Below are 25,887 nucleotides of genomic sequence, written 5' to 3'. Positions count from 1 at the left end.
CAAGCATATATTTAGTCCTTCTCGCCGTATAGCTTCACAATTTCAATGACGGTTTTTACAGCCAGCACCATGTTGTCGACCGATACGTACTCGAAGCGGCCGTGATAATTTTCCCCGCCGGTGAACACATTCGGCGTCGGCAATCCCATATAGGAAAGCTGGGAGCCGTCGGTGCCGCCGCGGATCGGCTGAATGATTGGATGAATGCCCAAGTTTTCCATCGCTTGCCGGGCAATGTCGACCACTTCCATGACGGGTTCGATGCGTTCTCTCATGTTGAAATATTGATCTTTGAAGGCAAGCTCGATGCGCTCGGCTCCGTATTTCTCTTTCAGCTCCTCCACGATTTGGGTCAGCTCGGCTTTTCTTCCGTTAAACCGGTCCCGGTCGAAATCCCGGATAATATAGCGGAGCTGCGTCTGCTCGACGTCTCCCTCGAAGGAGGTCAGATGGTAGAAGCCTTCATAACCTTCGGTATGTTCAGGCGCATCTTTTTCGGGCAAGCGTCCGTGCAGCTCCATGGCGATTTTGGCCGAATGGATCATCTTGTCCTTGGCCGTACCTGGATGGACGTTCTTGCCTTTGACCTTGATGCTGGCTGCGGCGGCGTTGAAGCTTTCGTATTGGAGCTCTCCGAGAGGGCCCCCGTCCATCGTATAAGCGAAGGCTGCCCCGAATGCGGCGACGTCGAATTTATGCGGACCTCTGCCAATTTCCTCGTCCGGGGTGAAGGCGACTCTCACCTTACCGTGCTTTATCTCCGGATTAGCGATCAGGTAAGCCATCGCGGTCATAATCTCCGCAATTCCGGCCTTATCGTCAGCGCCAAGCAGAGTGGTGCCGTCGGTTGTGATCAGCGTGTGCCCCTTGTAGCCGGCGAGCTCCGGAAAGTCGCGCGGAGACAGGATGATCTGCTGCTCCGCGTTCAAGATGATGTCCTGTCCGTCGTAGCCCTCTACGACTTGCGGATTTACGCCAGCGCCGGTGAAATCGGTAGCCGTGTCCACATGGGAAAGAAAGCCGATGACCGGTATTTCCTTATCCGTATTGGCCGGCAGCGTAGCCATGACATACCCGTTATCGTCCATCGTCACTTCTTGCATGCCGATCGCCTTTAATTCATCAACCAGCATGCGGGCCAGCGTCAGCTGTCCGGGGGTGGAAGGGCAGGTGTCGCTGCTCTCTTCAGATTGCGTATCTATTTTTGCGTACGAAATGAATCTGTCCATGATCTCTTGTTTCATGTTGAACGGTCGCCTCCTCGAATTCCTACTCCTATCTTAGGATATTCCATCCGTGTAATCAAATGCCCGAACGGCTGGCGTACGCCTCGCGGGAAGCGAAGCTGCTCCATCCGGGCGGGCGTCGTTCTTGAGCAACTTCTTTCATTTCCCCGCCTCTTATTCTCTTATTTGTGATATATTGATACTGTCGTTTACATCCGTTCACTATTCCGAGAATTCGTAAGCTGGGGGCTCCTATGATAGGCTACTTGAAAGATTTTATATTGAATATTTTCGTTATCTTTACCCCGCTGCTTATGTACCCCTATATCTTTAAAACCAAAAGCAGTACGCTGCTGTACCGGTTTTTATTATATCTCCTGTTCGCCGTGCCTCTAATCATTACGATGTCCATTCCTGTCAATCTAAACGGATTAATTTATGATTTTCGTTCGATTCCGCTGGCCATCGGTTCGCTATACGGCGGGTGGCAGGTCTCTTTATTGTTATATTTGACGATCAACGTATATCGCTATATCTTGGGCAACTCCAACGATTTGCAGTATTTGGCAGCGCTGCTGCCAAGCTTTGTTTTCGTGCTTTTTTTTCTGAAATTTTTCAGTTCCATGAAATTAGCGCAAAAAATTGCAACAGCCTTTATTTTATGCACGCTCGTTAAGCTTCTTACATTCAGTATCTATCTTACACTGACGGGACAGCTTGAGCTGCTGACCAGTAAGCCTCTGCTTACGGTGCAAACCTATTTGCTGCAAGGCGTTTTCATCGGACTATGCGTCTATTTAATTGAATTGCTGAAAAATTACTTCTATATGCAGGAAGAGGTTTTTAAGAGTGAAAAAATGAAAATCGTCGGGGACATGGCCGCCTCCGTCGCTCATGAAATCCGGAACCCGCTTACGACAGTTCGAGGCTTTATCCATTTATTCGGTTCGGCCGATCTGGACAAAGAGAAGAAGGAATATTATAAAAGAATATGCTTCGAGGAATTGGACCGTGCGGAGCTGATCATTACCGACTATCTTTCGCTCGCCAAGCCCGACCCGGAAGTGGTCGAGAAAATCAATATTAATGAAGAGGTTCAGTACTTGGCCAATGTGCTGCTGACCTACGCGAATTACAATAATATTCAAATCAACGTCAATTTAATCCGGCAATGTACGCCATATATTGTGGGAGACCGTTATAAATTCCGTCAAGCCTTGGTCAACATTGGCAAAAACGCAATAGAAGCCATGCAGGGAGGCGGCGTTCTGGATCTCCGGACCGATAAGCTGCATGGTCAAGCGCTTATCATCATTAGCGATACCGGGCACGGCATGACCCCTGAACAGCTGAAGAGGCTCGGAACCCCTTATTATTCGACGAAGGAAAAGGGAACCGGCCTCGGTACGATGGTATCGTTCAGCATTATAAAGAAGATGAACGGAAAGGTAGACATGAAGAGCGAACTCGGGAAGGGAACGGAGTTCAAACTGCTGTTTCCGGTTGCCGTTTGATTAGTAAACGAATTTCCGCCGGCGAAGGGTTAGACTCGATCTTGATCGCAAACGCTTCGTTTGAACGAAACATAGTCAACCTAGCAAACGTTTATAAGGGTAAGCAGGCTTGAAAATAAGAAAGGGGGCGTATCGTATGCGCTGGATTCCTGCGGCAAGAAGCAGCCAGTGGTGGTTGATTGCCGGTGTATCGTCATTGCTTACCAGCGTTCTGCTATGGATCATCCGGTTTGTACTGCTGGGTCAGCCATTTACCGGAACGCATGCTTTCCGTTTTATGATACTCGCTGCGATCCTGTCGTTCCTCTTCGGATTCACCGGGTGGCTGGGTGCCTGGAGATTGTGGCTGTTTTCTCAAATAGGCTTGGCGGCCGGACTAGTATGGATGGGCATGTACGCCAATGGTACGACCGGGTGGGAAGACCTGATCAGCCTCTTTGCCTTTCTGGAGGCCGTCGTTGCCGGCTTTGTGATCGGCCTGATCATCGAGGGCGTATTCTTTATTGTCCGTTTGACGAAAAAATAAATCGGAGGGAACACCGTCTATCCGGCGGTGCTGCGAGGCAAAAGAGCGCCCAACGAGGCGCTCTTTGCGTTAATAAACCTGTGAACCATCCAAAGCCACCTTTACTCTCCCGTCGACCTCCAGCACTTTAACCCTTACTTTATGGCCGGGCTGATACTCGGGAATATGAACCATATCAATGGCGGTTTTGATAATCGTGCGAAGAGGCTCCTCATGCTCTCTTGGAATCGTTAAGCCGATAAATACCTCGGGATGGCCGTTGATTTCGGAATTGGTCTGGCGTAACGAGCTGACCGTTGCTTCGGCGGAATGTCCTTTTTTCAAAATTCGTTTGATCTCCCGGTCGGATTGAAACGATTGCCTGATCACCATGAAGGCGAGCAGGATAAGCGGCAATGAAATTAGAATCATGTATACGGTAATGACTGCTTCAGCGTTACGCAAGAGCCACCAACTTTCTTGTCATTGCACCTTGCTGCGGGCTTGGTGTTTTATTTGATGAAGAAAGCGTAACATAACGCGGCTGGGTTGAAAATATTTCCAAAGTCTTAAAAATGAGGATAATGAGCGCGGTAAAATGGGGCTAAGGCGTTAGTCTGCCGCGTGCTGCTGGTTAAAGAATCGGGGTATTTTTGATGAAGCTTTTGGCCAGATTTTCGGCAAGGGGATCTTTTGCACCCGGCTGATAGTCCTCCAGAACGTCGATCAGGTAATCCTCACCGGGCTTATTCGATCTGAAAATAAACTGCTCCCCGTTCTCGATATGCACATCGTGACCGCATTGCTTCAAGCATTGCGCAAAATCCTGCAAGGTAGGCTTCGCGTTCTCCTCCAGGTAGATTAAGCCTGTTAAATGTTTCGTTTCTTTGCCCCGGATAATTTTGAAATGGACCGTATGTTCTTTCATCATGCCCCTTGTTCCTCCTTACGAATTGCCGATTAGTGTATTCCCATTATACTATCATTCACAAGCGGGGAATAAGCATACATATTGTGAAACCTCATGCCTGTCATAAGAGAAGGAGCCTGCCGATATCAGCGGATACCGGCAAGCTCCTGACGATTGCCGCTTTATACTTGCGCAACCTTGATCAGGTTGGTTGCTCCTGCTTGGCCGAGCGGCACCCCTGCAGAGAGGACGATCGTGTCGCCGGGAACGATCAAGCCCGTTGCCGCCGCGTTACGCGTCGCGGATTCGAACATTTCGTCGGTCGTTGTTACGGCATCGCCCTTCACGGGGATAACGCCGGAGAGCAGACAGATTTTCGCCAGCACGTGGTCATGCTGCGTAATGGCGATAATCGGCGCTTGCGGGCGATATTTCGACACCATTCGAGCGGTAAAGCCGCTTTCCGTTGAAGTGAGGATTGCCTTCGCGTTCAGCTCAAGCGACGAGCTGACGACGCCTTGGCTGATGACCTCCGTAATGTCGGTGCTGTGCTGCGATCTTTTCTTCGTGAACTGCTCGTTGTAATCGATCATCATCTCGGCTTTTCCCGCGATCGACGCCATCGTCCGGACGGATTGAACCGGATATTTGCCGGCTGCGGTCTCTCCCGACAGCATCACGACATCGGCGCCCTGCAGCACCGCATTGGCGACGTCGCTCACCTCGGCGCGCGTAGGGCGAGGGTTCACCTGCATCGATTCAAGCATATGCGTCGCGACGATGACCGGTTTGCCCACCAGATTACACTTGTTGATCATCTCGCGCTGCATCATCGGCACATCTTCGATCGGCACTTCGACGCCAAGATCGCCGCGCGCGACCATGATGCCGTCCGAAGCTTCGATAATGGCGTCCAGATTCGTCATGCCTTCTTCGTTTTCAATTTTGGAGATGATCTGGACGTGTCCGGCGCCGGCTTCTTCCAGAATGTTGCGGATTTCCAGAATATCCTCCGCTTTGCGCACGAATGAAGCAGCGATAATCTCGACGTTATGCTTCAGCCCGAAGTGAATATGCTTTACGTCACGTTCCGTAACGCCAGGCAGCGTCGTCTTGATGCCGGGAAGATTGACGCCTTTTCTTGGCTTCAGCGTCCCGCCGCTAACGATGCTGCAGCGGATGTCGCCGCCGTTTACGGAGAGCACGGTAAGATCTACGAGCCCGTCGTCAATTAGAATCCGGTCGCCAGGCGTAACCACGGATGGCAGCCCTGGGTAATTGACGGGCAGCCGGCTTGCGTCGCCAAGCGCTTCATCGGTGGTAAGGACGAGCTCCTCGCCGACGATTAGCTCGCAGGACGCTTCCTTCAGCTTTCCGATCCGCACCTCCGGTCCCTTGATATCCATCATAATCGGCACGAACGTCCCCAGCTCCCGGGCCGCTTGCCGGATATTTTCCATCCGCTGCACATGATCCTCTAATTCGCCGTGAGCCATATTCAGTCTGCCGACGGTCATGCCGGCTTGGATCATTTCCTTGAGGGTCGGAATAGAATCGCAAGCGGGTCCCATCGTACAAATAATTTTTGTTTTTAGCATGTTTGAAGGCCTCCTCGTTTTATTCATTGTAACGCGGCCGCTCGAAACGAAATAAGAAATATAGTACTATAAATATACTATAGTACGATGGAGGCGATCGGATGCTTGCGATTTCGGATGCGCATCAGGACAACGGAGCCGATTGGTATGAGGAGGGCTTGGGAGAGACCCGGAGCTTTCATCTCGCATTGGTCACTTACGGCAAATGTGTTTATTGGGTGAAGAAGGAGAAGGTGATTTTGGAGAAGGGAGATCTGCTGCTCCTTCCAGGCCATGTCCCTTATTACGGCAAAAGCATTCCGACCGTGCTGCATACCAAATATGTCGTCAATTTCCGGGCGGCTGCGGAAGCCGCCCTTCCGGTCCTGCAGCTGCAGGAGCCGCTGAAGCAGAAGCTGGGCTGCTACGAAGTGATCCAGGAGCGCTTGCGCGGAATTCTGACGCAGTGGAAGGAACGTCCGTCGTACTTCGAACAGATGGCGCAGGCATTGTTGACGGAGGCGCTCATCTATTTGAACCAGGAGCGGGACCGGGGCGTTATCCCGTCGGAGAAGCACCGGCGCGTGGAGAGCATGAAGCAGTATATTCAGACGCATTACCGCGGCAGGGTAACCAAAGAGGATCTCGGCGACGTTATCAAGACGACGCCGAACTACGCGGCGACTTTATTCAAGACCGTCACCAATCAGACGATCAGCGAGTACGTTCATAACCAGCGCATGAAGACCGCTGTCTACATGCTGACCGAATCGCAACTGACGATCAGCGAGATTGCAGACTATTTGGGCTATAACGACGTCTCTTATTTTCACCGCATTTTCAAGCGAAGCACGGGGAGCTCGCCGTCCGACTATTTGCATGAGCGGTCGGCGACGGTGTAGGGACGATGGACTAGTGAGGTTGACGAATCGAAATATTCAGATTACAATCAAGCCATAAATAGGCTATGACCAAAGACATGATTTCCAATAACGGGCTGCACAGAGAGAGAAGCGATTGCTGCAAGCTTCTTCAGCTACGGTTGCGAGATTACCCCTTTGCAGCCGTGTGATTGAACCTGCGCCTCCTTCGTCGCGGCAGTAAATGACACCGTCTCATCCCCGTTACCGGATGCTCAATAAGGATCCTGCATGCTGTTAAGCGCTGGCCGAAGGCCGGCGGAGAAAGCAGCGGATCGAATGAGGGTGGAACCACGAGCTGAACGCACTCGTCCCTTTGTGGAGAGAGGCGTTTTTTTGCGTTCAACTTTTATTCGATTGGAGGCTGCAGGATGAAGATGAAATTAATTTTGCCGGATGGAACAAGAAAGGAATATGTGCAGGGCACGACCGTGGAAGAAATCGCGGGATCGATCGGTATCGGCCTGAGAAAGAACGCAGTGGCAGCTATCCTCGATGGACAGCTCGTCGACATGTCGCATGCCGTTCGGGAGGACGGACGGATTGAGCTCGTGACGCTGGACAGCCCGGAAGGGCTCGAGATTTGCCGTCACAGCACGGCGCATGTCATGGCGCAGGCTATCAAGCGGATTTACGGCAGCAAGGCCGTAAAGCTGGGGATCGGTCCGGTGATCGAGGACGGCTTCTATTATGATATCGCTGTAGAGAAGCCGTTATCCAGCGATGATCTCGCCGCGATCGAAGCTGAAATGCAGCGGATCATTCAAGAAGATCTGCAGATCAGCCGCCGCGAGGTGAGCCGGGAGGAAGCGAATGTACGGTTCGGGCAAATGGAGGAGCCGTTAAAGCTGGAGCTTATCCGCGATTTGCCGGAGGATGTGGTCATTACGCTGTATGAGCAGGGGGAGTTTGTCGACCTGTGCAGAGGCCCGCACCTGCCGTCGACGGGTAGAATCAAGGCGTTCAAGCTGCTGCATGTCGCAGGCGCCTACTGGCGCGGCGATTCCAATAATCAAATGCTGCAGCGGGTTTACGGCACGGCTTTCCCAAGAAAGCCGCAGCTCGATGAGCATCTTCAGCTGCTTGAGGAAGCGAAGAAACGCGATCACCGCAAGCTTGGCAAGGAGCTGGGCTTGTTCATGTTCTCGGAGGAAGCGCCCGGGATGCCGTTCTATTTGCCGAAAGGGATGACGGTGCGCACAGAGCTCGAGGAATTTGCCAGAGAGCTGCTGCGGCAAGGCGACTACGAGGAAGTGCGGACGCCGTTCATGATGAACAACCGCATGTGGGAGCAATCGGGCCACTGGGATCACTATAAAGAAAATATGTATTTTACAAACGTCGATGAGACGAAATACGCGCTGAAGCCGATGAATTGTCCGGGGCATATGCTGATTTTCAAAAACAGCCGCCGCTCCTACCGGGAGCTGCCGCTGCGGCTTGCGGAATTCGGACAGGTTCACCGGCACGAGTATTCGGGAGCGCTGAACGGCATGATGCGGGTGCGTACGTTCTGTCAGGACGATGCCCACCTGTTCGTTCGTCCCGATCAGATCGAGGATGAAATCGGACGGGCCATCTCGATGATCGACCATATGTATAACGTGTTCGGCTTCGCTTATAAAGTGGAGCTGTCGACGAGGCCGGATGATTCGATGGGCTCGCAGGAACTATGGGATCAGGCTGAGCAGTCGCTAAAAAACGTCCTGGAGGACCGGGGAATTGCGTACCGGTTGAATGAAGGCGACGGAGCCTTTTACGGCCCGAAAATCGATTTTCATATCTTGGACGCCTTGAAGCGGAGCTGGCAGTGCGGCACGATTCAGCTTGATTTTCAGATGCCGGAGAAATTCGAACTGTCCTATATCGGCGAGGATAACCAAAAGCATCGGCCGGTTGTTATACACCGCGCGGTATACGGATCGATCGACCGGTTTGTCGGCATACTGACGGAGCATTATTCGGGCGCGTTCCCGCTGTGGCTGTCCCCGGTTCAAGTGAAGCTACTGCCGGTCTCGGATAAATATGCGGATTACGCCTATGAGGTGAGACGTTCGCTCGCTGCAGCCGGTATTCGCGCCGAGGCGGACGACCGCAGCGAGAAGCTGGGTTACAAAATCCGCGAGGCCGGCCTGGAGAAGGTGCCTTACACAATCGTATTAGGCGAGAACGAGCTGCAGCAAAGCACAGTCTCCTTGCGCCAAAGAGGCCAAGGCGATCTCGGCGCTCACACGCTGCAGGCGGTTATCGACCGTATCCTTAACGAGGTTAAATTGAAACACTAACATCAATCATACAATCGCGCCCTCCCTATAAGGATGGCGCGATTTTGTTCTTGTTTGGAAATGATGATACTCTGTCCCGCAATCACTTCAAACTTCCAGTGTGTCCCGTATTCACTCCAAACTCCCAGCGTGTCCCGCAAGGATGAAAGCGCTCCTACGCGACCGCCGCTCACACTCGCCTCTGCTGTACAGACGTTAGCCCAATTGCGGGTGTCCAGAGGATGCAACCCTTGGGGCCCTCCCTTGGAAGGGAGGGTTTGGGTGGGTTCGGGTTTGGTTGCCCCACCTAAATTATTTTTAATAAAAAAGGGGAAGGATAGTCCGGCTTTCAGGTAGAATAATGGTAATAGACCAATAAAAGGGATGTTAGTCATTTAGAAAGGTTTGTTACACTTACATGATAGATAAGCAAATGATTATGGAGTCAAATGAACATTGTCGGCGGATCGGTCTTGATCCGAACGCGCTTCCCTTTCATAAACAGCAATATACCGCGGCGGAGCTGGAAGCGCAGCGCAGCAAGTACAAAGAAATATTGGAAGTCAGTTACGAATTCGCGGATAAATTCCTCTTATCCGTATCGGGAAATCCCTTTCTTGTCGCCATTTCGGATCATAAAGGCTACGTGTTGGATTTTAAAGGCGACCCCACCATTATTGATACGGTACGTCAGCTGGGCATCGTTGAAGGTGTCCGGTTTGACGAGGAAGTCGGCACCAATTCTCCTGCATTATGTCTGCTCCATAAACAGCCCGTACAGCTTCTGGGTGAGGATCATTTCCACGAAGTGCTGCACCGTCTGGCCTGTTACAGTGTTCCGCTGCGTAAAGCGGATAGCGGGCAAATGCTCGGCACCGTGTCATTGATGACGGATATCGTTTTTTCTCACCCTCATTTGCTCACTCTTTTATCAACTATTGTAGATTCGATTGAACGGGAGTATTTGCTGCGGCAGCATAATACCCAGCTGCAGATTTTGAATCAGGTGCTGCTGGAAACCAACTTTTGCGGCGCCGTCATCACAGATGCATATGGCACTATAATGGATCTGAACGAGAACAGCTTAGCGGTGCTTTTTCCCGAAATCGGGAGCAAGGAGGAATGTCTCGGAAGACGTGTTTTCGACGTGAACGGGATCGGGGAGTATTTTGAGCAGGCTATCCTTGACCAGGAAGCTTGCATAGGTGCGGAAATTACGCTGCTATTAAACCAAATGCCCCGTCACATGCTGCTGGATGTTGTGCCTATCCATGATCGGGAGCAGTGTCTGATCCGGGTAGTCGGCAGCATGAGGGACATAACGGAAATGAAGAGCGCGGAGGAGCTGCTTCGAAAGTCCGAGAAGCTTGTATTTGCGGGCCAGGTAGCCGTAAGCATCGCCCATGAAATCCGAAATCCGATGACGACGGTAAGGGGCATGCTCCAATTAGCGGGCAAAAACATTAATCCCGCTCATTACGACCTCATGATGACCGAGCTGGAGCGAATGAACGCGATTGTCAGCGAGTTTTTGATATTAGGCAAACCGCAGGCGGCTGCGTTCAAGGACGAGCCATGCGAGAAGCTGCTTCAGGAGGCTTTGGCCCTGTTTGATAGTCAATATGAAACGAATGGCATCAAGGTGAGACGTGAGTTTAGGCAAGGGCTTACGATTCCATGCGACCGCATCCAAATCAAGCAAGCCTTTTTAAATGTTTTAAAAAACACGCTGGAGGCGCTCCCGTTCGGCGGGGAGGTCAGCGTCGTGCTAGATACCTCAGGCTCCTATCAACGGATTAGCTTTACCGATAACGGCATAGGCATGCAGGAAGAAGTACTGCAGCGGATTGGCGAGCCGTTTCATACAACGAGGCCGGACGGCAATGGTCTAGGGCTGATGATGGTGAATAAAATCATTGCTTCTCACAACGGGAAAATGGAGGTCTCGAGTCAACTTGGCGCCGGCACGACGGTGGTGATATTTCTCCCCGGGAAAATCTAATCAACCAAAAGACACCCTCGTGGGTGTCTTCGTTGTCTACCGGCGTTATTTTGCAGCCATTTGGGAATCGACTTTCGCGATAATCGCCGAGATCTGTTCCTCATAGGAGAACATTTTTTGCTTCTGCTCATGGATCTGCTTCATGTAGGAGAGCAGCCTGGTGAAGGAGCTGAGCGCCCCGTTGGAATCTCCTTTCTTTACGACCAGCTTTAATACGGCAGTTTCCGTCGTAAAATGTTTCTTCGTACTGCTGACCGAGCTCTTCGCCGCTTTAATTTTGATTTCCACCGTCTCGATGGCTGCCAGCATGTCCTTTAGCTTCTTTATGGTTTGGGAGGCGGAGGTCTTCGCATTCTTCAATGCCGCCTCTTTATTGCGGATATCCAGCTTGGCCAGCGTAACGGCGGCCTTCGTCGCTTCAACCTGCGGCGTCAGAACGCTGACGAGCCATTTATCCTTGAAAGATTTAGCCAGGCTGAGCTGCTGTCTTAACGAATCATAGAGATCGAATAGCGGCTCGTATTTCTTCTTGGTTTTTGTTACATCGGCCACCAGTTGAGCAAGCTTCGCCGCGTCGATTGCTTTGATCCGATTGCGGGTAGAGAGCTCGGCCTCTTCATTCCGGTAATGAAGATGGTTAATCTTGGCGTCCCATTCGATGTCCTGCTTCTGCACGGTCTGCAGCTGTGCGTATTGCGAGGCCAGCTTGGCTGAGGTCGCTTTGTCCGCGGCCGCTACCATTTTGTCGAAGGACGATTTGTAGGTAACGGAAAATTCAAACGAGGCGGCGTTTGCGGGAACGGGATGAAGCAGGGCTAGCAGGACGAACAGCAAAGCGAGCGCAGAGAAGGTTAGCTTTTGAACGGAAATCATAGTTAATGAGCCTCCTTGATTGACGGCGAACAACGCAAAAAAAAAGCACCTGCAAGATAGGCGGTATTCGCCTTCTCTTACGGGTGCTTCCTTCGTAAGCCGTACGTATTCAACTAATCTCCATCAATATACAGGAGAAGGAAGGCGGGAGTCAAGCGACCTTCGAACTACTTCTTGCCTGGGCTTGACATTTTCGTACAGCGCCTCGGCTATTTCTATTTTGTAGGAAACTCTATATACTTATGAAAAAAAGGACAGGCGTCCTACGTCTGCGCAAGGAACAGGAGTTGGAAGCAGTATGGGTTACAAAATCGTGTTTTTTGACATCGACGGAACACTGATCAATGAGCATAAGGAAATACCGGAGGATACGGCAAAAGCAATTGCCGAGCTGAAAGAACGCGGAGTCGAGCCGGTGATTGCCACTGGCCGAGCGCCATACTTCATCAAACCGCTCGCTGAGAAGCTGGGAATCGAATCATTCGTCTGTTTGAACGGAGCGTATGTCGTCTACAAAGGGGTTCCGCTGTATAAGCGCGAAATCGAGAAGGGCAGCTTGGAGGCGCTGGTGAAGCGGGCGGCCGAACATAACCACGGTCTTGTCTTCGAGGGGGAGCATGCTTTTTTCGCCGACAAAGAGGACCATCCTTTTATTATCGAGTCGGTCAATTCGCTGAAGGTGGATTTGCCGGGGTATAATCCGGAGTTTTGGAAGACGGACGGCATCTACCAAGTGTTCCTTCACTGCGAAAGCCCCGATGAGCAAGTTTATGATGATTTGCTAGGGGAGCTGAAGCTCATCCGCTGGCACCCGCAAGCAATCGACGTGCTGCCGGCCGGAGGCTCGAAAGCGCAAGGAATTGCCGCGCTGCTGGAGAAGCTGGGTCTTTCGACCGCAGATGCGGTTGCTTTCGGGGACGGCCTGAACGATAAGGAAATGCTTGAGACCGTCGGGTTCGGGATCGCCATGGGTAACTCGCATCCGGAGTTGCTGCCTTTCGCGGATTACGTAACTACGCATGTCGATGAGCAGGGTATCCGGAACGGCCTGATAGAAGCCGGTTTGCTGTAATATATATGGCAATCAAAATATATTTGCGTATTTTGATGCAGCTACGCTCTTCTATATGACACGGATCGAGGGTAATCTCGTAGAAGTGTAATAGGTTATATAGGAGTTGAAGGATGGAGGCAGCTACATGCACGGTTTTGAAAAAGGAAGCGGGCAGGAATACGTTCTGCACATAGATATTAAGGAAGCCGGCTATGAAGAAGAGAAGCCGGCTATACGCGATGTCGCGCTGCTGGTTGCGCCGGGCGAGCTCGTCGGGTTAATCGGGCCCAATGGAGCGGGTAAAAGTACGACAATCAAAACCATTCTCGGTTTAATAGCCTATGTGAACGGAGAGGTTCAGCTTGGCGGCCAAAGAAAAAGGTATGCTTATGTTCCGGAGCAGCCGGTGTTTTACGAATATTTGACCCTGTGGGAGCATTTAAGGCTGGCGGCATCAGCCTTTGGCATAGAAGAAAGTCAGTTTGCCTCGAAAGCCAATGAGCTGCTGGAGCGGTTCAGGTTATCGGAGGAGCGGGACCATTATCCGACCCACTTCTCAAAGGGCATGCAGCAGAAGCTGATGCTGATTATAGCATTTCTGCTTGAGCCGGATATCTATATCGTGGATGAGCCTTTTGTCGGTTTGGATCCGCGGGCGACGAATGATTTTCTGTCGCTGCTGGAGCTCGAGCGGGCGCGGGGGGCGGGCGTGCTTATGAGCACGCATGTACTGGACACCGCGGAGCGGATCTGTCAAAGCTTCGTGCTGATCAACAGCGGATCCGTCGTTGCCAAAGGTACGCTGGCGCAGGTGAGAATCGATGCGGGCCGTGCGGAGGACGCGACGTTGTTCGAGTGCTTCCATGCCTTGACCTAGGGGGTGGAGAGTCATGATGACGGCGCATCAACTTTTCCGGATTCGAATGAGAAATAACATGAAGCGGCAGCTTCGCGTATGGAGCAGCGTGATGGACTGGTCGGTTTGGCTTTATTTGCTCATACCCGGCCTTATTATATTCGGCGGTTTGTATCGCGAGTTATGGATGGACATGCCGGACTGGGCGGCAGGCATCCCCTGGACGATTTTGTATCCCATCGTATTGTTTATTCTCATGCTGCTCGGCCAGGTCCGTATCTTTGTAGAAGAAGCGGATCGGCTGTTCCTCCTGCAGCGGCCGGAATGGCTGCAAGCTTTAAGGCGGAGGGGGATCCTGTATACTTTTGCGGTAAAAGCGGTCGTCCTCCTGCTGCCGTATCTTATTCTGCTTCCTTTCTTAGCGAATGCGGAAGGAATGTCATGGCCGCAAATGGGCCTGGGCTATTGCTTTACGTTGATCACCGGGATGGCGATGTCCATTAGCAGCCACGCGCTGAATGGCAAATATAGAGGCTGGCAAGAATGGGTGATCAAATCGCTATGCATGCTGCTGTTCGCCGCAGCTTATCTCTTTCCGATGATAGCCGGGGCGCAGAATAACGCGGTGCTCTATATTTCAATTGCTGTGGGCATTCCCATATTTATCGTGCTGCTTTGGTATGCGCTGCGATCGGCGATTCGATTTGAAGCGGAAATGAAGCTGGAGAGCGAGGCGCGCTTGCGCAGTACGGAGCTGTTAATGAGCCAGGTCGTCGAGTCGAAACCTCTCATTCGCTTTAAGCGTCCCTTTTTCTATCGCCGGTCACAACGGTTATTCAGGAAATCGGATGCCGGGACGATGCTGGCCGAGATGCGGCTGAAAGCTTTTTTACGCGGGATGACGCATATCCGTGTTTGGCTAAGCTTCATATCGGTATCCTCGTACGCCGTTATTTTGGTGCCGGGGCCTGTAGCTGTCTTTTTACTCGTCGCCTTAACGACGGTCGGCGCTTCTTGGCTGCAGCTGCAGTGGAAGCAGTGGTTTTCGGAGCCGTTTATCGCACAATTCCCTTGGGCGGAGCAGGATGCGAAGAGAGGGCAGACGCTGTCGCGTTTCTGGCTTCTGCTGTTTCCGATGCTGGCTTGGTCAGCTATTGCAGGCTTTAAGCTCGCCGGTATTTGGGGAGCGATTCCGGCTGCGCTGATTTGCGGCATCGTTTGGATGGCTTGCTCGCTTCCTCACCAAAGAACCCCCTTGCACGTACAATAACCCATCTGAAGGTTTGGAGGGGACATAGGGTGATTCTTGTTGCAGGCAGCAGTATTTTCCAGATTAATCCGTTGGGGCTATCGGAATTGGAACGCGAGATTCTGCGGGAAAAGCAGAGAAGTCCGGTTACCTACCGCTACTCCTCGCTTGATGCATTGGAATTCGAGCTGAAGATGCGTTATCATACGGTCGAAGCGGCGAAAGCGATGTATGCCAGCGGGGTGAGCTTTGCTACATTTGATACCTCGAGATGTAATGAGCGGCTTTGGATTCGAACGCCAAACGGCGGATTTCAGCTCAGACGAGGGGTGCTTCCTTCGGTTGGCATTAACGATATTTTCTATAATGGCAGGCTTTACGCTTTCGAGTGTGCCGGCGCAATTATTATTGTTTTTTACAAAGCTGCTCTGGATACACTTGGCGATGCCGTTTTTAACGCATATTTTCAAAACCTGTTTTTGCGGGATTGGCAGCACGACCGTGATTTATCCCTAATTACGGTCAATAATCGGAACGAAGCATATCCCGGCGATGTGCTGTATTTCAAAAATCCCGACCACGATCCCGATACGCCGGAGTGGCAGGGCGAGAACGTCGTCATGCTGGATGATAATTTGTATTTCGGACACGGCATCGGCATTGAGTCGGGACAGGACATCATCGCTGCGCTTAACCGGATGAGAAGGCCGGGAAGCCGAATCTCAGCATATCTTCAGGATTTGGTCGTTTACCCGGACTTTGAATTTTTGCGCAGGCTGACTGTTCGGAATGACGTAAGAGCTTCGACAAGCATTTACCGGTGAGAGTATGTTTCACATGCTTAATCGATCAGATCATACGAACTTGACCTGTAAGCTGCATACTTACGGGTCTTTCGCTTTTTCCGAAAAAGTGATATTTTTACTATCCGCAGCGGATTGGAAATGCTATAACTTGATTATGATAAAATACTTGAAAGATCCCGTAAAGGACAAGCCGGTTAAATTTGATTATCCAAGGTTCATAACCGGATTGTTTACCCGTAATACAAGTAAGCCGAAACGGTTGAATTCGTAAGGAGGGGGTACGCATGTCAACCTTCAAAGCTTTGGTCGTAAACAAATCGGATAATGAGGTTGAAGCGGAAATTAAGGAGATCGGTCTCAGCGATTTACCCGAGGGAGATCTGCTCATCAAAGTCGCGTATTCCAGCGTTAACTTCAAGGATGCGCTGGCGTGCATAAAGGACGGGAACATCGTGCAAAATTACCCCATTATTCCGGGGATCGATTTGGCGGGTACGGTGGTAACAAGTGAAAGCGGCCAGTTTCAGCCGGGCGACAAAATCATTGTGACCGGCTTTGGTCTGGGCGTCAGTCATTTCGGCGGTTTCAGCAAGTATGCCAGAGTACCGGCCGAATGGGCACTGAAGCTTCCGGACGGATTGACGATGAGAGAGGCTATGATTCTGGGAACAGCCGGGTTAACGGCAGCGTTGTCCTTGTTCGAGCTTCAGCAAAATGGCATTCAACCGGAGGATGGTCCGATCCTCGTTACGGGCACCTCGGGAGGCGTAGGCAGCATAGCTGCTGGGATTGCCGCAAAGCTGGGCTACCGGGTGACCGCCAGTACCGGAAAGCCGGATATGCACGAAATACTGCTTGAAGCTGGTGTTCAGCAATTCCTATCTCGTGAAGAGCTCTTGACTGACGCGAAGCGCGCTTTAAGCAAGCAGCAATGGGCGGGCGCGATCGACTGTGTCGGCGGCCGGACGCTCTCTTCCATACTGCCGAGCATGAGGTATGGCGGAGTCGTAGCAGCCAGCGGTTTAACGGGAGGCACTGAGCTGGCGATGACCGTATATCCATTTATCATTAGGGGAGTGCGACTCATCGGTATTGATTCCGTAATGGTAAGCAAAGAGAAGCGAGCCAAGATATGGGAACTGCTTGCATCGGTGTACAAGCCGCCGATGCTGGAGAGGTTAAGTGAAGAAATTAGCCTGGAGCAAATAAGCGAACGGGTTGGTTTGATGCTAAAAGGCCGCTCCAGAGGGAGAACGGTAGTGAAGCTATAATGATAAGGGTGCTTTTGAGGTTCCAACCGAACCGCAAAGGCACCTTTATTTGCTGACTAGCTCACTGCGTCTCATTTTAGCTCCACGTGGACAGTTCAACCTTATTAGCTCTAGCCCGCACTACTGCTCTGCTTTAAAGCTCTGCTCTACAGTCCCGCATTACTGCTCTGCTCTACAGCTCCGCACTATAGCTCCGCGTTATTAACTCTGCTTCTCTGCTTTGTTATGCTTGCTTTATGCTCAGTACGCTTTTATCAGCAAGCTTGCTTGGTTAATCCCGTTTCAATCTCCGGGCGAGAAATTGCTTGTATTGAAAATAAATGGTGCAGCCAATGCAATACCCTAGAATCGCCCCCAGCGCGGCCAAGCCCATCATACCGGCAAAGATGTATCCGGCAAGCTCCCAGCCAAGCGCCAAGCTAAGCAGAGAAAGAGTCAGAAACCCTACGCCGAGGGAATTATTGAACCGCTGAAGCTCTGCAGCTTCTGTATTGGCGGAAGCGATCAGGCGTGTAAGAAATGGACGTGCCGCAATAATAAATACATTCGCTCTAGGACCGAACGCAAGCCCGATGACTTGAATAATCCAAAGCGCGGCGATGAGCCATGGGAACTGAAATACAATCGCGATACTGAGGACAATGACGATGCCAGCCTGATTGCTTCGCACAAACGGTATCGGAATTTCCTTCATAGAAAAAACCAACTTTCCTCATTGGATTTGTTAATACAATAGTAAGTCACAAATCGGCCAATTAGCAATAAGCAAACTTGAAAAAGGGATCGCAAAGCAAAGTTTAATCGGCTGCCATCGTTGTTGTATACTATTGGTAAGAAGCATGCCCAAATTAGAATGGAGGTTGTCTTCATGTCTTCAGGGAGCCATTTGCAGAGTAATATAGACCGTTTCTCCGGTTTCGAAAATGACTATGACCGGCATCGTCCCAAAGCGCCCGAAACGGTAGTCGAAATTTTATCAAACTACCTAGGCAGAAAGCCGGGCGTAGTCGCCGATGTAGGCTGCGGCACGGGGTTGTCCTCCTTCGTCTGGAAGGAAAGGGCGGAGCGGGTCATCGGTTTCGAACCAAACGATGATATGCGAGGCAAGGCTCTAGAGCATTTATCAGGTCTCACGAATGCAGAACATATCTCCTTCCAGAAGGGCTACTCTGATCAGTTGGCGCTGGAGTCTTCCAGCGTCGATATCGTGACATGCTCACAATCGTTCCATTGGATGGAGCCGGTTAGCACGCTTCGTGAGTTTGCCCGAGTTCTCCGAGAAGGCGGAATCTTCGCTGCTTATGACTGCGACTGGCCGCCAACGCTGCATTGGCAAGTCGAGGCTGCCTACAAGCGGCTTATCGACAAGTCCGAGGCGATCATTGCAATACATGTCCCAGAGAAATATCGGGCAAGTAAACGCGACAAGGAACAGCATTTGACTCAAATCAGAAACAGCGGTTTGTTTCGGTTTTCGAAGGAAATCGTGTTCGATAATAAGGAACAATGCGATGCAAAGCGCTATTTCGGATTGGCTGTGAGCCAAGGCGGCATACAATCTGTGTTTAAGCTCGGATCAACTGGACTTGATCAGGAAATTAAAGCATACCAAAGCATCGTTGAGAACTATTTTGCCGGAAGAACGCTGGACGTCATGTTCAGCTACCGGATGAGACTAGGCGTTAAGTAAGTCAATTCCCAATGATTTCATTTTATTCTATTCTTGAAATTAAAGAAGAGAAGGGCTCAGCCCTTCTCCTATCCTTCATTTGTATTCTCCAGAACCAAATCCTAATTCTCTTATTCAGCCTTCTTCGGTTCCTCGAATGTCATGTCAAGCGTGTCGACCGTAACCTTTTTCATGGAAATCGGTTCAACAGGTCTATCGTTTGCTCCGGTTTTCTGGTTCACGATCTCATCCACGGCTTCCATGCCTTCTGTAACCTTGCCAAAGGAGGCGTACAAATTATCCAGCGAAGGAGCATCGGCTACCATAATGAAAAATTGCGAGCCTGCAGTATCCGGCTCGTTCGTTCTTGCCATCGATAGAATTCCTCTCGTATGCCTTAGCTTGTTCTCAAAGCCGTTCCCGCTGAATTCGCCAGGAATGCTGTAACCCGGTCCGCCCATACCGGTTCCTTCCGGATCGCCGCCTTGGATCATAAAACCCGGTATAACACGGTGGAAAATAAGACCGTCATAGAACCCTTTCTGAACGAGAGAAATAAAGTTGTCTACCGTATTAGGAGCAATCTCCGGATACAACTCCAGCTTAATAATTTTGTCATTGCTTAGCTCGATCGTAACTACCGGATGCTTGTCCGGTCCCAGCAGTACAGGCTCGTCCGCTATCGGCTCCTCCGCTGCCGGCTCGTCCGCTGCCGGCTCCTCCGTAGGGCTCTCAGTTGGCGCGTTCGTACTTGCATTGCCGCCGGATCCAAGACTATTGTTCCCGGAGTTCATTTTAGTCCCCCCGCAGCCTGAGGCCATAACGAGAAGAACAGCCATGAGGAGCAACAGCACTCCGAAACGTTTTTGATGATTCTGCATGTAAGTTTCCTCCCTAACTACGTTTAAAAAATGGGCTTATATTATCCACTTTGTATATTAGCATATCGGCTCCTTCTATTGCGAATGGGCGGAAATGATCGTATCCACATCCCCAAGTGCAATTCAATAGCACTCAAAAGCAAATCAATAGCACACATAAGCAAATCAATAGCACACCAAATGCTGCATCTTCTTAGTATTTTCCTAAATAATATCCCTTGTTTTTCTTCTTTAAGACACTATCCCATCGGCTCAGGCTAGTGGCAGCTTTCAAAACTATTTCAGTTATTTCACTTATGCGGTATGACATTAGCGTATATCTGGTCGGGTGTTTAACGTAGGAGCTGATGAATCGCATAGCTCGAGTATGTAATCCATTTTACAGTAGGCATAAAAAATGCATATTAAACTGTACAAACTCCACATAAGCCCAGCATAGACCCAGCATAGACCCAGATAGACCCAGATAGACCCAGATAGACCCAGATAGACCCTACATGCCTTAGAGCCGATAAAACAGTTTGAGATTTTTGTCTTGAAAATAATTATTTTCTATTTTCCTTCATTGTGATGCCTCAGGGCGTGGATGGCTGCTGGCGATTAACGGTATGAAGCATTTGTGATACGATTGGTATAGACTCATATGGGTGCTTTGAACGGCTGGCGTTGTAGTGCGTTGAGGCATAGCTGGAGCAAGTATTGGAACGGGCAATGCCCGGAATGATTAGTATGGTTAATACGAAAGCAGAATTCATCAAGGTATAACTGCGAATAGGCGATTCCTATACCTTTAAATGTATCGTTAATCCACTGAAAAGCCTTTCTTGCTAAACGCGGCAGTAAGGTTTCCGTTCGTGGGAGGTTGACATATCTTCTGGTAAACTCAACATGAGCGACATCAGAATGGACATGCGAGTCTATGAACTCTTGTTGCGCATCTTTGTTTAATAATGTGCGCGGATTTTGTTCACAAGAAACAAGTTTAATTTTTAAATAAGAAGAACCATCCGGAGAGATCGAGCGAGCCGCAATTGCGGCATGCTCCCGCTCAAAGTCATCGAATGTAAGCAAAAGCTGCCTCATATAAATTTCGATTTTGGCTTCTACCCTACCAGAAAGCAGGGTTCTGCGATCGGTTATTGATATCGTTCGGCGAAGTTTGTTCAACATGGACCACGCTGTTTTATAGGTAACTTTAATAAGCGCCGATAGCCGCACAGCATTTATGCCGTTCTCGGAAGTAGCAACAATATACATGACGAGCAGCCATTTGCGCAAAGGTGTGCGGCTTTTGTCCATGACCGTACCCGAGGTTAACGAGCTCTGCCGGCCGCACTTTGCGCATTCATATAATGGAAGCCGTCGTGTGGTAATCGTATAAGCAGAATGGTGTTCGCAGCCGGGGCAACGGAAGCCGGATGGCCATTTTAGTTTATGAATGGCTTCTATGCAGTCTTTATCACTGGGAAACAGCCTATTAAACTTCATAATGCGGTCCATTAAGACCCTCCTAATACTTGACTGAATGCGAACATTTGTTCCTATTTCTTCATTCTAGCAAATATTAGAAGAAATTACAATAGTATTTTTGGGCAATTGATCCTTGAAAATAATTTGGATCTGCCGGCCGCTAGATACGGGGCTCGATTTCGGTGCGTGATATCAAGTTGATGTTCTCTGCTCACAATCCAGTGCATCCCACATTGGATAGCGAATCAGTTCATTGATCCTGAGTAAAGGGGATAGTGTCTTAAAGTGGAAAAAGGAAGCGTGCACGGAAACGGATAGCGTGCACGGAAGCGAAAGGAGGGCATGCGGAAAGTAAAGTAGGGGCGGGGAAATGGATTCAAATAACTTAGGCTGTGAAAGACTTAGTGATAAAAATGATAATGAATAGCGATCGGATCACTGATCCTGAGTAAAGGGGATAGTGTCTTAAAGCGGAAAAAGGAAGAGTGCACGGAAGCGGATAACGTGCACGGAAACGAAGGGAGGGCAGACGGAAAGTAAAGTAGGGGCGGGGAAATGGATTCAAATAACTTAGGCTGTGAAAGACTTAGTGATAAAAATGATAAAGGATAGCGAATCAGATCATTGATCCTGAGTAAAGGGGATAGTCTCTTAAAGCGGAAAGCGTGCACGGAAACGGATAGCGTGCACGGAAGCGAAGGGAGGGCATGCGGAAAGTAAAGTAGGGGCGGGGAAATGGATTCAAATAACTTAGGCTGTGAAAGACTTAGTGATAAAAATGTTAATGGATAGCGATCGGATCACTGATCCTGAGTAAAGGGGATAGTGTCTTAAAGCGAAAAAAGGAAGCGTGCACGGAAGCGGATAGCGTGCGCGGAAGAGGAGGGAGGACAGGTGGAAAGTAAAGTCGGGGCCATAAAGTTTTGAATTGCGAATATACTAGCTCTAGCTATAATTTTAGTGGTTATATTGTTAGTGGTTATATATTAGTGGGTTATATAGTGGTTATATATTGTAGTTATACAATGGTACCTCTATATAGAAGAAGGGGGGTTCGATGGGCATATTATTCCCGGTAATGGGTTTTCTGATTATTGATTTGTATTTCAATTTAATTCCGCATTTTATTCCATTGGGCACTGTTCCGTGGCTGTTGTATGCTGCTTTCTTTTTTGTGCTGGCCCGTCATGTGGCGAGGTTGACAGGATTGAACGGGATTAGGGATTTAGGCATGAAAGCACATTATGGCTGGAAAAGAAATTTGCGAATTGGTTTTGTATACGGAACGGTTATTTGGGCGACTATGTATATGCTGCTTTGGATCTTCGGTAATATTCGGGTGACGGGTGTAAAAGTGGCGCCGGAGTCGGTCATTTTTTTGATAGAAGCTTTAGCAGGCATGTTTCTTGGATCGTTGATCAATGATCTCATTGTTAGAGGGTATGTTTTTGCCCATTTAAAGGACAAGATTCCGAGCCTTCTCTTATTATTACTATCAGCAATGATTTATGCCGTTGACGATGTCTGGCTGGCAGGCTTTAACGTGCAAAACACCGTCTTCTCGATGATATTGGGCCTTTCGCTTGGCTATACGCTGTTGAAAACCGGATCAATCTGGATGAGTACGGGCATTCATTGGGGTCAGAATGTCATGTATGGTTTCGTTTACGGAATTCCGGGAAGGGAAGGGGAAAGAGGCCTTTTGCTGACCGAGCAAGGCCCCGGAAATTCCTTCATACTGAATAACGCGCATATTTTTGCGGCGCTGATGCTTTTGCTTGTCGTGTTTTTTACATATAGCAGGTTTAGAATTAATACCGTAAACTAATGCTTGTAGGTCATCCTTTGTTATTCAGCAGCTTCTGAATATAAGGCTCGACCTGCTCCGGCGTATCCGTTGATCCGAAGCGCTTCAGCGCTTTGCCGTTCCGGTCGATCAGAAATTTGGTGAAGTTCCACTTGATGGATTTGGATCCGAGAACGCCGCGCGCCTCATTCGTCAGATGCTGAAAAAGAGGATGAGCGCTGCTGCCCTTTACATCAATTTTCGCGAACAACGGAAAGGTCACGCCGTGATTGATCTGGCATGTTTCAGCTACTTCGCTGTCGCTCCCGGGCTCTTGATTAGCGAATTGGCCGCAAGGAAAGCCCAGGACGGAAAATCCATGCTGGCGGTACTTATCATGCAGCGTTTGAAGGCCGGAAAATTGGTTCGCAAAGCCGCATTTGGTAGCTGTGTTCACGATGAGCAGCACTTGTCCTTTGTAAGGCTCGAGCGTGACGGTTTCGCCGTTAATCGATTTTACATCAATATCGTAAAGAGACATTATATTTATTCTACCTCCCTGAGCTTATTCTTTGGTTGAGCTATGCTGAAGCCGATGGAGTAATTCGCGAATTTGTCCAAGCAGGATCGAAGCATCCTCGGGGGTGCCCTCGATCTTGCAGGCTAATTGGGCGGGAATATCGACTGCCTTTTCTTTTAGCGCCTTCCCTTGCTCGGTCAGTTCGACGATTACGCTTCGTTCATCGCTGCGGTCTCGGGTGCGGGTAAGAAGTCCGGCGGCTTCGAGTTTCTTAAGCAGAGGCGTCAATGTGCCGGAATCAAGATAAAGCTTGCTGCCTAGCGTTGTTACCGATACGTGGTCTTGCTCCCATAGCGCCAGCATGGTGACATACTGCGTATAGGTTAGATCTAGCTTTTCAAGCATTGGGCGATAAAGCTTGGTCATTTCCCGAGAGCAGGCGTAGAGGGCAAAGCATATTTGGTTGTCCAGCTTCAAAGCTTCATTCGAGTTCAAACTGCGCTCCTCCTTTTCAATGTATTTTAAAAAATTAAATTGCAATAAATATAATATATATAAATCATCGGCAGGTTGTCAATTCGAATGAAAGGATTGAAAGGAATGAAAGGATTGAAAGGAATGAAAGGATTGAAAGGAATGAAAGGAATGAGAGATATGAGCTATACGGCGGAAGATGTCGCAGAGTGGATGCTGAACGAAGTAAAGGATAAGGGGATCTTGCATCAAAGCACGGCAGTAGATTACATTAAAAGCCGCTTTGGCGAGTCGTTTATTTATGTGAATGAGCACGGAAACCAATCGATCGACAAAGAAGTTAAGAAGTTGTTCCGCAAGCTGCATCGAGGCAAGGCAGCTTGGGAACGTGACGGCTTCTTCTGGGGATGGAGCTAGATTAAATCATGGAGGAGCCAAGGCGAGTCAGGCTTTGGCTGCCGCATCCGCCGATTATAAGTCCGGCTATGGCATACGATACGAGATGGTAGCCGATCAGCAATTTCTCCGTTATTTCTAGAATCAAATTTATTAAAGCAGAATGTGAAGTGAACTTGACAAACTGAACTGTAATAATTAAACTAACAGTATTGAAAGAAGTTACAGTTAGACGGGTTCTTTAATTTATAAGGATAGGCGGTGCTTCAGGATGAAATTTAACATAGGCGATTGGGTGCAAGGGAAATCAAAAGAAGGCGAGCTTATTCACGGTTTTATTGACACAATCGATATCCTGCAAGGAATCGTTACGGTTTATGTTGTCAATTCGGATAATGAAGAAACCATTGGTAAAGTTGTCGCTGTTCGGGAGCACTGGCTCAGAAGCTCCACCGATATAAAATTAGATAATGCCCAGGTTGTCCATAATTTAATCGATATGGCGTTAGCTACATGGGACGAGGAATGGTTCATGGAGCTGACGGATTCGCTCAAATCAATTGAGGGAAGTTCGAATGAAAAGGGTTCCGGTACGGTGAGCTATCCCTTTCACCATAACCGGCTTGGGCCGGTTGGCAGGTAAAGGGAGGAAGGAAGAGCTCATGTAAGCCGGATTCCGATGCCCGTCGTCTCGGCGCGCCTGACCAGATAATGGGCAATTGCGATATCAAACGATGCCATTCCCATCGGGCAAAATAAGACGGTATCCGCAGGGGAGAGCTCTGCCAAAGCGCTGCGACATACGACATCCGCTAATGAGCGGGTGTCGTTTTTCGTTAAACCGCGCTTCTGGTGAAGCAGCTCGATGTCCGTATTCTCGCGGCATACTTCTTCCCAATTGTCGACGATAATGTGCTGTATTCCGCCGATTGCGGTCTCGGTATAGTCCCGCAGGGATACATCAAGAAGCAGGCTTCCTGGAAGCGGTGGAGCGTCGATATAACGTTGCGTGCTTACCGTGCATGTCATGACGATATCGCTTTCGCCGTATAATTGCTGCCAGCTGTCAGCGATTTGCGTGCAATCGCGCAATGAGGCGCTTACTCCGGCAAGAGCAGGGTTTCCAGGGACGGGCTTGCGAATATCATAAATCATCAGCTGCTCCAACCGGTCGCCGAATAAACGGCAGCACATGTCATAGTGGAGCTGACCGATCGGCCCAAAACCGATAATGCCAAGCCGGAATGTTCGGGAAGCAGTCTGCGAGCGCAGGAAATGGCGAATGAGCATGCCGCTGACGGCAGCCGTTCGAGCCGCGCTTGGCAGGGGCGTGTTCAGCATCGCATAAGGGATGCCGGTATCGGCGTCGTTCAACAGCGTTACGCTGTGAGCGCGCGGAAGACCCGCATCGATGTTCCCCGGAAAGCTGGCGATCCATTTGATGCCGGCTGTGTTCATGCTGCCGCCGATATAAGCAGGCATCGCGATAATCCGGTTAGCCGGATTATTATATCGCAAGTAAGGCTTCAACGGCTGCGCATATTCGCCTTTATCCATAAGTCTCACGGCAGTCTCCACGCAGTTCACAAGCTCTTCCCAATGTAATCCGATTTGACGTATATGTTCGTCTCCCAGGTATAGCATGTTCACGATCCTTTCCTGCT

At 49.9% G+C, this 25,887-nt stretch carries 25 protein-coding genes; 14 read left to right on the top strand and 11 right to left on the bottom strand.

From position 1 onward, the window contains the following. Positions 1-11: 11 nt before the first annotated feature. Positions 12-1,244: a peptidase T gene (pepT, locus tag H581_RS0127590; protein WP_028612828.1), complete on the bottom strand. Its 1,233-nt coding sequence runs from the start codon at positions 1,242-1,244 to the stop codon at positions 12-14. 236 nt (positions 1,245-1,480) lie between these two features. On the opposite strand from pepT, the gene H581_RS35600 reads away from it, so the two are divergent. Together H581_RS35600 and H581_RS0127575 are read left to right on the top strand one after the other, a co-directional pair. Next, entirely contained in the window at positions 1,481-2,740 is a 1,260-nt protein-coding gene (locus H581_RS35600) for an ATP-binding protein (protein WP_051251408.1), read from the top strand. Between the two features lie 136 nt (positions 2,741-2,876). Then, a complete protein-coding gene (locus tag H581_RS0127575) occupies positions 2,877-3,266 on the top strand; it encodes a hypothetical protein (RefSeq protein ID WP_028612827.1) in 390 nt (129 codons plus the stop codon). Positions 3,267-3,335: 69 nt separating this feature from the next. Here the strand turns inward: H581_RS0127575 and H581_RS0127570 are convergent, their stop codons facing one another. The 3 genes from H581_RS0127570 to pyk all read right to left on the bottom strand — a co-directional run bounded on the left by H581_RS0127570 (position 3,336) and on the right by pyk (position 5,753). After that, positions 3,336-3,710, bottom strand: a complete 375-nt coding sequence (locus H581_RS0127570; protein ID WP_028612826.1) for a hypothetical protein — start codon at positions 3,708-3,710, stop codon at positions 3,336-3,338. A gap of 169 nt (positions 3,711-3,879) precedes the next feature. Next, the gene (locus H581_RS0127565) at positions 3,880-4,176 is read right to left on the bottom strand and encodes a hypothetical protein (protein ID WP_028612825.1); all 297 of its coding nucleotides are present in this window, start codon (positions 4,174-4,176) and stop codon (positions 3,880-3,882) included. Between the two features lie 161 nt (positions 4,177-4,337). Next, entirely contained in the window at positions 4,338-5,753 is a 1,416-nt protein-coding gene (gene pyk, locus H581_RS0127560; RefSeq protein ID WP_028612824.1) for a pyruvate kinase, read from the bottom strand. A 101-nt stretch (positions 5,754-5,854) separates the two neighbouring features. On the opposite strand from pyk, the gene H581_RS0127555 reads away from it, so the two are divergent. The 3 genes from H581_RS0127555 to H581_RS0127540 all read left to right on the top strand — a co-directional run bounded on the left by H581_RS0127555 (position 5,855) and on the right by H581_RS0127540 (position 10,918). Continuing rightward, on the top strand, positions 5,855-6,634 hold the full coding sequence (locus tag H581_RS0127555; RefSeq protein WP_028612823.1) for a helix-turn-helix domain-containing protein: 780 nt from the start codon (positions 5,855-5,857) through the stop codon (positions 6,632-6,634). A 389-nt stretch (positions 6,635-7,023) separates the two neighbouring features. Further along, on the top strand, positions 7,024-8,937 hold the full coding sequence (gene thrS, locus H581_RS0127550; protein ID WP_028612822.1) for a threonine--tRNA ligase: 1,914 nt from the start codon (positions 7,024-7,026) through the stop codon (positions 8,935-8,937). Between the two features lie 397 nt (positions 8,938-9,334). Continuing rightward, positions 9,335-10,918, top strand: coding sequence for an ATP-binding protein (locus H581_RS0127540; RefSeq protein ID WP_028612820.1), 1,584 nt, complete (start codon positions 9,335-9,337; stop codon positions 10,916-10,918). Positions 10,919-10,963: 45 nt separating this feature from the next. Here the strand turns inward: H581_RS0127540 and H581_RS0127535 are convergent, their stop codons facing one another. After that, on the bottom strand, positions 10,964-11,791 hold the full coding sequence (locus H581_RS0127535) for a hypothetical protein (RefSeq protein WP_028612819.1): 828 nt from the start codon (positions 11,789-11,791) through the stop codon (positions 10,964-10,966). A 298-nt stretch (positions 11,792-12,089) separates the two neighbouring features. Between H581_RS0127535 and H581_RS0127530 the strand changes: the two genes are divergently transcribed. The 5 genes from H581_RS0127530 to H581_RS0127505 all read left to right on the top strand — a co-directional run bounded on the left by H581_RS0127530 (position 12,090) and on the right by H581_RS0127505 (position 17,027). Beyond that, a complete protein-coding gene (locus H581_RS0127530) occupies positions 12,090-12,863 on the top strand; it encodes a Cof-type HAD-IIB family hydrolase (protein ID WP_028612818.1) in 774 nt (257 codons plus the stop codon). A 127-nt stretch (positions 12,864-12,990) separates the two neighbouring features. Then, a complete protein-coding gene (locus tag H581_RS0127525) occupies positions 12,991-13,722 on the top strand; it encodes an ABC transporter ATP-binding protein (protein ID WP_028612817.1) in 732 nt (243 codons plus the stop codon). Between the two features lie 13 nt (positions 13,723-13,735). Next, positions 13,736-14,971 (top strand): ABC transporter permease, encoded by a 1,236-nt coding sequence (locus H581_RS0127520; RefSeq protein WP_028612816.1) that lies wholly within the window; start codon positions 13,736-13,738, stop codon positions 14,969-14,971. Positions 14,972-15,000: 29 nt separating this feature from the next. Next, entirely contained in the window at positions 15,001-15,774 is a 774-nt protein-coding gene (locus H581_RS35595) for a protein-glutamine gamma-glutamyltransferase (RefSeq protein ID WP_036720140.1), read from the top strand. 266 nt (positions 15,775-16,040) lie between these two features. Next, positions 16,041-17,027, top strand: coding sequence for a YhdH/YhfP family quinone oxidoreductase (locus tag H581_RS0127505; RefSeq protein ID WP_028612814.1), 987 nt, complete (start codon positions 16,041-16,043; stop codon positions 17,025-17,027). Between the two features lie 271 nt (positions 17,028-17,298). On the opposite strand, the gene H581_RS0127500 is transcribed toward H581_RS0127505, so the two are convergent. Continuing rightward, positions 17,299-17,721 (bottom strand): DUF4395 domain-containing protein, encoded by a 423-nt coding sequence (locus tag H581_RS0127500; RefSeq protein WP_028612813.1) that lies wholly within the window; start codon positions 17,719-17,721, stop codon positions 17,299-17,301. Positions 17,722-17,895: 174 nt separating this feature from the next. On the opposite strand from H581_RS0127500, the gene H581_RS0127495 reads away from it, so the two are divergent. Beyond that, the gene (locus H581_RS0127495; RefSeq protein WP_028612812.1) at positions 17,896-18,717 is read left to right on the top strand and encodes a class I SAM-dependent methyltransferase; all 822 of its coding nucleotides are present in this window, start codon (positions 17,896-17,898) and stop codon (positions 18,715-18,717) included. Between the two features lie 110 nt (positions 18,718-18,827). Here H581_RS0127495 and H581_RS35590 read toward each other — a convergent pair whose 3' ends face one another. Next, on the bottom strand, positions 18,828-19,577 hold the full coding sequence (locus tag H581_RS35590; protein WP_036720137.1) for a peptidylprolyl isomerase: 750 nt from the start codon (positions 19,575-19,577) through the stop codon (positions 18,828-18,830). Between the two features lie 639 nt (positions 19,578-20,216). Then, positions 20,217-21,077 (bottom strand): transposase, encoded by an 861-nt coding sequence (locus H581_RS35585; RefSeq protein ID WP_051251407.1) that lies wholly within the window; start codon positions 21,075-21,077, stop codon positions 20,217-20,219. A gap of 1,048 nt (positions 21,078-22,125) precedes the next feature. On the opposite strand from H581_RS35585, the gene H581_RS0127480 reads away from it, so the two are divergent. Then, a complete protein-coding gene (locus H581_RS0127480) occupies positions 22,126-22,875 on the top strand; it encodes a CPBP family intramembrane glutamic endopeptidase (protein ID WP_169507552.1) in 750 nt (249 codons plus the stop codon). A 10-nt stretch (positions 22,876-22,885) separates the two neighbouring features. Here H581_RS0127480 and H581_RS0127475 read toward each other — a convergent pair whose 3' ends face one another. Next, positions 22,886-23,374 (bottom strand): glutathione peroxidase, encoded by a 489-nt coding sequence (locus H581_RS0127475; RefSeq protein ID WP_028612809.1) that lies wholly within the window; start codon positions 23,372-23,374, stop codon positions 22,886-22,888. Between the two features lie 24 nt (positions 23,375-23,398). After that, positions 23,399-23,848 carry a MarR family winged helix-turn-helix transcriptional regulator gene (locus H581_RS0127470; protein ID WP_028612808.1) on the bottom strand — a complete coding sequence of 150 codons (450 nt, stop codon included), beginning with the start codon at positions 23,846-23,848 and terminating at the stop codon, positions 23,399-23,401. Between the two features lie 159 nt (positions 23,849-24,007). On the opposite strand from H581_RS0127470, the gene H581_RS0127465 reads away from it, so the two are divergent. Beyond that, on the top strand, positions 24,008-24,244 hold the full coding sequence (locus tag H581_RS0127465) for a DUF6953 family protein (RefSeq protein WP_028612807.1): 237 nt from the start codon (positions 24,008-24,010) through the stop codon (positions 24,242-24,244). 250 nt (positions 24,245-24,494) lie between these two features. Next, positions 24,495-24,866, top strand: a complete 372-nt coding sequence (locus H581_RS0127460) for a hypothetical protein (RefSeq protein ID WP_028612806.1) — start codon at positions 24,495-24,497, stop codon at positions 24,864-24,866. A gap of 17 nt (positions 24,867-24,883) precedes the next feature. Here the strand turns inward: H581_RS0127460 and H581_RS0127455 are convergent, their stop codons facing one another. Next, positions 24,884-25,867 (bottom strand): ornithine cyclodeaminase, encoded by a 984-nt coding sequence (locus H581_RS0127455; RefSeq protein WP_028612805.1) that lies wholly within the window; start codon positions 25,865-25,867, stop codon positions 24,884-24,886. Positions 25,868-25,887: the final 20 nt, after the last annotated feature.

The organism is Paenibacillus harenae DSM 16969 (assembly GCF_000422465.1).
Classification (GTDB): domain Bacteria; phylum Bacillota; class Bacilli; order Paenibacillales; family Paenibacillaceae; genus Pristimantibacillus; species Pristimantibacillus harenae.
Note: the sequence above shows the minus strand (reverse complement) of the source record. Positions and strands in the feature narration are given on the sequence as shown.

Bases quoted from the DNA above. Each gene is read 5' to 3' on its own strand.
- pepT (WP_028612828.1), bottom strand. From the start codon at position 1,244: ATGAAACAAGAGATCATGGACAGATTCATTTCGTACGCAAAAATAGAT.
- H581_RS35600 (WP_051251408.1), top strand. From the start codon at position 1,481: ATGATAGGCTACTTGAAAGATTTTATATTGAATATTTTCGTTATCTTT.
- H581_RS0127575 (WP_028612827.1), top strand. From the start codon at position 2,877: ATGCGCTGGATTCCTGCGGCAAGAAGCAGCCAGTGGTGGTTGATTGCC.
- H581_RS0127565 (WP_028612825.1), bottom strand. From the start codon at position 4,176: ATGATGAAAGAACATACGGTCCATTTCAAAATTATCCGGGGCAAAGAA.
- pyk (WP_028612824.1), bottom strand. From the start codon at position 5,753: ATGCTAAAAACAAAAATTATTTGTACGATGGGACCCGCTTGCGATTCT.
- H581_RS0127555 (WP_028612823.1), top strand. From the start codon at position 5,855: ATGCTTGCGATTTCGGATGCGCATCAGGACAACGGAGCCGATTGGTAT.
- thrS (WP_028612822.1), top strand. From the start codon at position 7,024: ATGAAGATGAAATTAATTTTGCCGGATGGAACAAGAAAGGAATATGTG.
- H581_RS0127540 (WP_028612820.1), top strand. From the start codon at position 9,335: ATGATAGATAAGCAAATGATTATGGAGTCAAATGAACATTGTCGGCGG.
- H581_RS0127535 (WP_028612819.1), bottom strand. From the start codon at position 11,791: ATGATTTCCGTTCAAAAGCTAACCTTCTCTGCGCTCGCTTTGCTGTTC.
- H581_RS0127530 (WP_028612818.1), top strand. From the start codon at position 12,090: ATGGGTTACAAAATCGTGTTTTTTGACATCGACGGAACACTGATCAAT.
- H581_RS0127525 (WP_028612817.1), top strand. From the start codon at position 12,991: ATGCACGGTTTTGAAAAAGGAAGCGGGCAGGAATACGTTCTGCACATA.
- H581_RS0127520 (WP_028612816.1), top strand. From the start codon at position 13,736: ATGATGACGGCGCATCAACTTTTCCGGATTCGAATGAGAAATAACATG.
- H581_RS0127505 (WP_028612814.1), top strand. From the start codon at position 16,041: ATGTCAACCTTCAAAGCTTTGGTCGTAAACAAATCGGATAATGAGGTT.
- H581_RS0127500 (WP_028612813.1), bottom strand. From the start codon at position 17,721: ATGAAGGAAATTCCGATACCGTTTGTGCGAAGCAATCAGGCTGGCATC.
- H581_RS0127495 (WP_028612812.1), top strand. From the start codon at position 17,896: ATGTCTTCAGGGAGCCATTTGCAGAGTAATATAGACCGTTTCTCCGGT.
- H581_RS35590 (WP_036720137.1), bottom strand. From the start codon at position 19,577: ATGCAGAATCATCAAAAACGTTTCGGAGTGCTGTTGCTCCTCATGGCT.
- H581_RS35585 (WP_051251407.1), bottom strand. From the start codon at position 21,077: ATGGACCGCATTATGAAGTTTAATAGGCTGTTTCCCAGTGATAAAGAC.
- H581_RS0127480 (WP_169507552.1), top strand. From the start codon at position 22,126: ATGGGTTTTCTGATTATTGATTTGTATTTCAATTTAATTCCGCATTTT.
- H581_RS0127475 (WP_028612809.1), bottom strand. From the start codon at position 23,374: ATGTCTCTTTACGATATTGATGTAAAATCGATTAACGGCGAAACCGTC.
- H581_RS0127465 (WP_028612807.1), top strand. From the start codon at position 24,008: ATGAGCTATACGGCGGAAGATGTCGCAGAGTGGATGCTGAACGAAGTA.
- H581_RS0127460 (WP_028612806.1), top strand. From the start codon at position 24,495: ATGAAATTTAACATAGGCGATTGGGTGCAAGGGAAATCAAAAGAAGGC.
- H581_RS0127455 (WP_028612805.1), bottom strand. From the start codon at position 25,867: ATGCTATACCTGGGAGACGAACATATACGTCAAATCGGATTACATTGG.